This is a genomic window from Nocardiopsis sp. TNDT3, from assembly GCF_003427465.1.
Lineage (GTDB): Bacteria > Actinomycetota > Actinomycetes > Streptosporangiales > Streptosporangiaceae > Nocardiopsis > Nocardiopsis dassonvillei.
In genome coordinates, this window is sequence record NZ_QPFC01000471.1 from 1 (window position 1) to 4,522 (window position 4,522).

General features: G+C 70.1%; 1 protein-coding gene. It reads right to left on the reverse strand.

What is annotated here, in order from left to right:
- Positions 1 to 380: 380 nt before the first annotated feature.
- Positions 381 to 4,475: a type I-U CRISPR-associated helicase/endonuclease Cas3 gene (cas3u, locus tag DQW06_RS12240; RefSeq protein ID WP_117198463.1), complete on the reverse strand. Its 4,095-nt coding sequence runs from the start codon at positions 4,473 to 4,475 to the stop codon at positions 381 to 383.
- Between the last annotated feature and the right edge of the window lie 47 nt (positions 4,476 to 4,522).

Below are 4,522 nucleotides of genomic sequence, written 5' to 3' on the forward strand. Positions count from 1 at the left end.
TCAACGTAGACGCCCTGCTGGAGGGCGTTGAGACACTGGGGCGCCTGGGCAGGTCGCGGGCGATGGACGTGCTTCAACGTAGACGCCCTACTCAAGGGCGTTGAGACGCGGCGGCCTCCTGGCGCTCCCGCTGGCCGAAGCGCCTTCAACGTAGACGCCCTACTTGGGGCGTTGAGACGGCGGGCATGTCGGCGGTGGGGCCCTCCCATACGGGGCTTCAACGTAGACGCCCTGCTCAAGGGCGTTGAGACCTGCCTATGAACAGGCATAACGTCAGAGAGGAATTGAAGGGCTACCTCATAGCGACCCCATTGAGTGCTTTGAGTGGTTTTGTGGTTGGGAACCTCCCTGGGATATGGCGGGCACTTGGGGTTCGCGCTTCAGAGCAGGTCGACGGGCATGGGTGTGAGCACTCCGGCGGACTTGCCCCCCGGGATGGGACGACGATGCGCCGCAGCAACGGTGAGCACCCCCAGCGGGACCAGACCCTTGCGGTCCAAGCGGGGTGTTGGTTGGTCGGCGGGTGGGGGTGTCAGATTCGGGTGGGTGAGAAGGGCTTGGACGCTGTCCAGGTCCAAGGGGTGTTTCCACACGGGCCAGAGCATGATGCGCTGCCGGTGGTAGCGGTACCACAGGCCCGAGCGTAGGTATCTGCCGTCGCCGGACAGCGGCAGCAGCGGCAGGGCTTGGGTGGCCAGCCAGGTCGCGCCGGGCACCCCGCTGGGGGTGGAGACGCCGGTGGTGGTGTCCACCGCGGTGCGGATGGCCCGGTGATCGAGGTTCTCCCCGGTGCACCCTTCCAGGCGTTGCCACCCGGTGAGGGCCTGGTGCAGGACCTCGGGGTCCTTGAGGACCAGTTCCAGGGGTTTGGAGAAGAACGTGGCGGCTTTTTGTCCGCCGGCGGGGGCCATGAAGGGCGTGAGTACGACGCGGCCGTCGTTGTCGGTGGCCAGGTCGGTGACGATGGTGTGTACCCAGGCGGGTGCGTGTTCGCCGCCCAGCTGACGGGCCCGATCGCGCAGCTCGTGTAGGTGGTGGCGGGGAACGCGCAGGGGGTCCTTGCCGACACCGATCTGGGGTGGCCAGGCCGCCTGCACCCGCGGGAGTGCCCCTTGGGTGGGGATGTCCTGGACGATGCGGTGCAAGGCTGCGCTGATCTGTTCCACATCACCCAGTGGGCTGGTTATCTGCGCGGTGGCCATCAACGGGTCGAACGAGAGCCGTACGTGGCCTGGGCCGAGGTGGTCGTGGAGTAGGCGCAGCACGCCCAGGCTGGTGAGGAAGCCCAAGGGGTCGCGTCCGTCCAGGGCCGGCAGCGCCACCGTGTGCTCCTCGACCGAGGTGGTGGGGGTGGGGCGTTCCTGTGGTGGCGGTGTGTGCGTGGTCGTGGTGACTTCTTGGCCGGCCGAGCACCACATGTCGGCCATGCGTACCACCGCTTCGAGCAGGGCCAGCTTCCACCGCCCGTAGGTGTCGTTGAGGCGGGCGAACCGGGCCGGGGAGCGCCAGTCCAGCAGGTCCGCGGTGTCCACCGTGCCACCGGTTGTCGGGAGCGGTACCTGGACGGGTGCGGGGTCGGGTACCGGGGGCAGCAGAGGACGGGAGTGGCCGTGGTGGGAGGCCACCAGGTGCAACACCAGATCCCGTACCTGTCCGTCGAGACCGTGACGGTCCAGGTGGTGTTCGGCGATACGCGCGGAGAGCCCCTCATGGCGTGTGCCGGGCGGGTAGCCCGAGGCGTGCAGCGCCTGCTCGCGCGCGACCGCGTCAGTCGGGGCCTGAAGCGACTTGGCGAGCACCTGCCCCGCTTGGGCCTGGGCGGTGGGCAAGGGCAGGCCGCCGCGCAGGATCGTCTGGAAGCGGGGGTCGCGTTTGCCCTCGTCGTGGTACAGGCCCGCCAGGTAGACGGCGTGCGCCTCGGTAGGGGTCAGGCCGATGTTGCGGGCGAAAGCCGCGGCTTGGCGGGCGACCTGGTCCTGGTGGGTGTCCAACCACACCGGTTCGGTGTCGGTGGTGGCCGAGGCCGAGGCCTCGTCGGTGTCGCCGCCGCGCAGCACCCTGCGCGCGGCCAGCACGACCCTGCCCCGCAGCGACTCCTGCTCGGTCTCGGAGTCGGCCTTGGTGGGGGCGTGGTGCTTGGTGGTCGTGGTGGGAAGGATGTGGACGAGCAGGGTGCCCTTCTCGGCGGCTTGGGCGAGCAGGGTCAGGTTCGTGGCCAGCGGGTGACGCAGCTCGTGGGCGTGCACGAGCGCACGCAGCTGTTGCAGCCCAGCCCGGTAGTCGCCTGGTTCGGGGGGCCGGCCAGTCTCCTCGAACGCGTCCTGGACGGCGAGCAGCTCGTGGAGTGCCTGCCTTAGGGCCTGGGCGGGTCCGCTGGCATCGCCTGTTTCGACCAGGCCGACGGTGTGGATCAGGCGCTGGTCCAGGCGCACGACCGGGAAGCCGCGGCGCGAGGCCAGATCGGCCACATCCACGACCGGGCCGGTGCGGTGCTGGGGTGCCCACCCGTAGCGGTCGCATCCGCCGAAAGCGCTGGGCAGGATGAGAGCGTCCCCCGGGCGGACCTGGCGCAGGGTGATGCGTTCCAGGTCGCGGTGGCCGCGGTAGCGCAGCACGAACTCCTGCTCGGCCGCTTCCTCCTCCTCCGGGACGGGAGCCGTTTCGAGGTCAGCGATCTGGCCAGCCGCGACGTGGTCGCGGTTGCGCCAGCGGCGCAGCGCGGCCAGGGAGACCTGGAGTTGTTCGTCGCTGCTGGGCGGCACCAGCCGCAACCGCTCAACCACCGTGGAGGCCACCTGCCCGGTGTTCGGGTCCAGGCAGGTGGCGGGGTCGATGTCCTCACGCCAGAGCACGGTGACGTCGGGGTCGCGCGTGTTGAGTCCGTGCAGGAACGGCGCCACGGGCGGATCGGTTACCGGGGTGGGGCTGGTGTGTTCCCAGGACCGCAGCACCCCGGGGTGCATCACCGGAGGTGCCTGGGCCGGTTCGCGCAGGGCGGCCCGCTCCTCATCACTGGCCTGGGCGAGCAGGTCCTTGAGGGCGGTGGGTGAGACCGCGATCCCGGTGCCCAGCTCCTCCACGACGCAGGCCCGCTTGGGCTGGGCGGCCAGCGGTGGGCACAGGCGGGACAGGAACCGCCAGGTACCCGCCCGTGCGGTGCCGTAGACGGGGTCGTCGTCTTCCACGGAAGGGTCGTGGACGATGACCGCGGGAGCACGCCAGTTCCATCCGCCACCAGCGGCGGCGGGTGCTTCGCGGGTTTCGGGGGTGCGGGCCAGCCGTCCCAGGCGTTGGATGAGCGCGGCCATGGACGCCGACTCGCTCACCAGCACATCGGCGTCGATGTTGGCGCCCACCTCCACCGTCTGGGTGGCGACCACGTACAACGGCTCGCTCTCCCGGCCGCGCTCACGTTTGACCTGGATGCGGTCGTAGAAGGTGTCCATGAGGCGTTGCCGGTCCACGGGTCGGCTGCGCCCGATCAACAACACCCTCTGCTCAGAGGCCACATGCTGCTCGGCCAGAGTGGTGAAGACCGCGCGGGCCCGCGCGACGGTGTTGCACACCACCAACACCACCGGCCCGGCCATGGGCTGCGCCGCGGCCAACGCCTGGGCCCAGGCGGCGAGCTGGCCGGTGATGACCTGTGCGGCGTTCTTCTTGGTGACCTTCTCGGGTTCGACCAGATGCATCCACCGCGGCGAGGTCAACCGCAGCGAGGCCACCGGGTGGGCGTGGTCGGCCTCGCCGATGGAGTGCACGCGGCGGGCGGCACCGTCGGTGACGGTGGCCGACATCTGCACCACACGCGGCCGGGCGAGCCGGTCCGCAGGTTGGTCGGCGGTGGCGGCGTCGATACTGGTGAGCATGGCCTGGGCCAGGTGGGCCTCATCGACCAGGATGAGACTGTCGGTGCCCACCAGGGCCGCGTCGATGGGGCGCAGCCGGTCGGAGACCCCATATCCGCGCAGAAACAGACGCGAGCCGATCTGGTCGACGGTCCCCACCACCAGGGCGTGGCGGTCGGGGCGTTGGATCCACTGCCAGGACCAGGTGGTGCCGCCCCGCATCCGCGTGACCTCCACGACCGGGCCCTGGTCCTCGCTCTGACGCAACCGGTCAGCGATCGCCGCCAGGACGGCCATGTCGGCGGCGGTGCGGCCCGAGTCTGGGGGTGTGTGTCCGTTGAGCAGGTCAGCGATCACTCTGGCGTGCTCAAAGGCCTCATCCACTACCAAGCGGCGGTCGACGATGAAGAACACACGGCGGCGCCGATCGGTCACCCCGGCCGCGGCAGTGTAGAGGGCGATGTCGAGCAGGCTGGTCTTGCCCAGCCCGGTGGGCACGTCCACGGCCTCGGGCCAGTCCTCACCTTCGAGGAGCCGATCAGCGAGGGCCGCCTGCCAGGGGAAGGGGCCGTGGCCGTGCACGGCTGTGAAGAACGCGGTGAACGTGGGCAGTTCAGCCAAGGACATGGACGACCTCCTCCAAGCGGGCGCAGTCATCAACCGGGGTGTGGGGG

Bases quoted from the DNA above. Each gene is read 5' to 3' on its own strand.
- cas3u (WP_117198463.1), bottom strand. From the start codon at position 4,475: ATGTCCTTGGCTGAACTGCCCACGTTCACCGCGTTCTTCACAGCCGTG.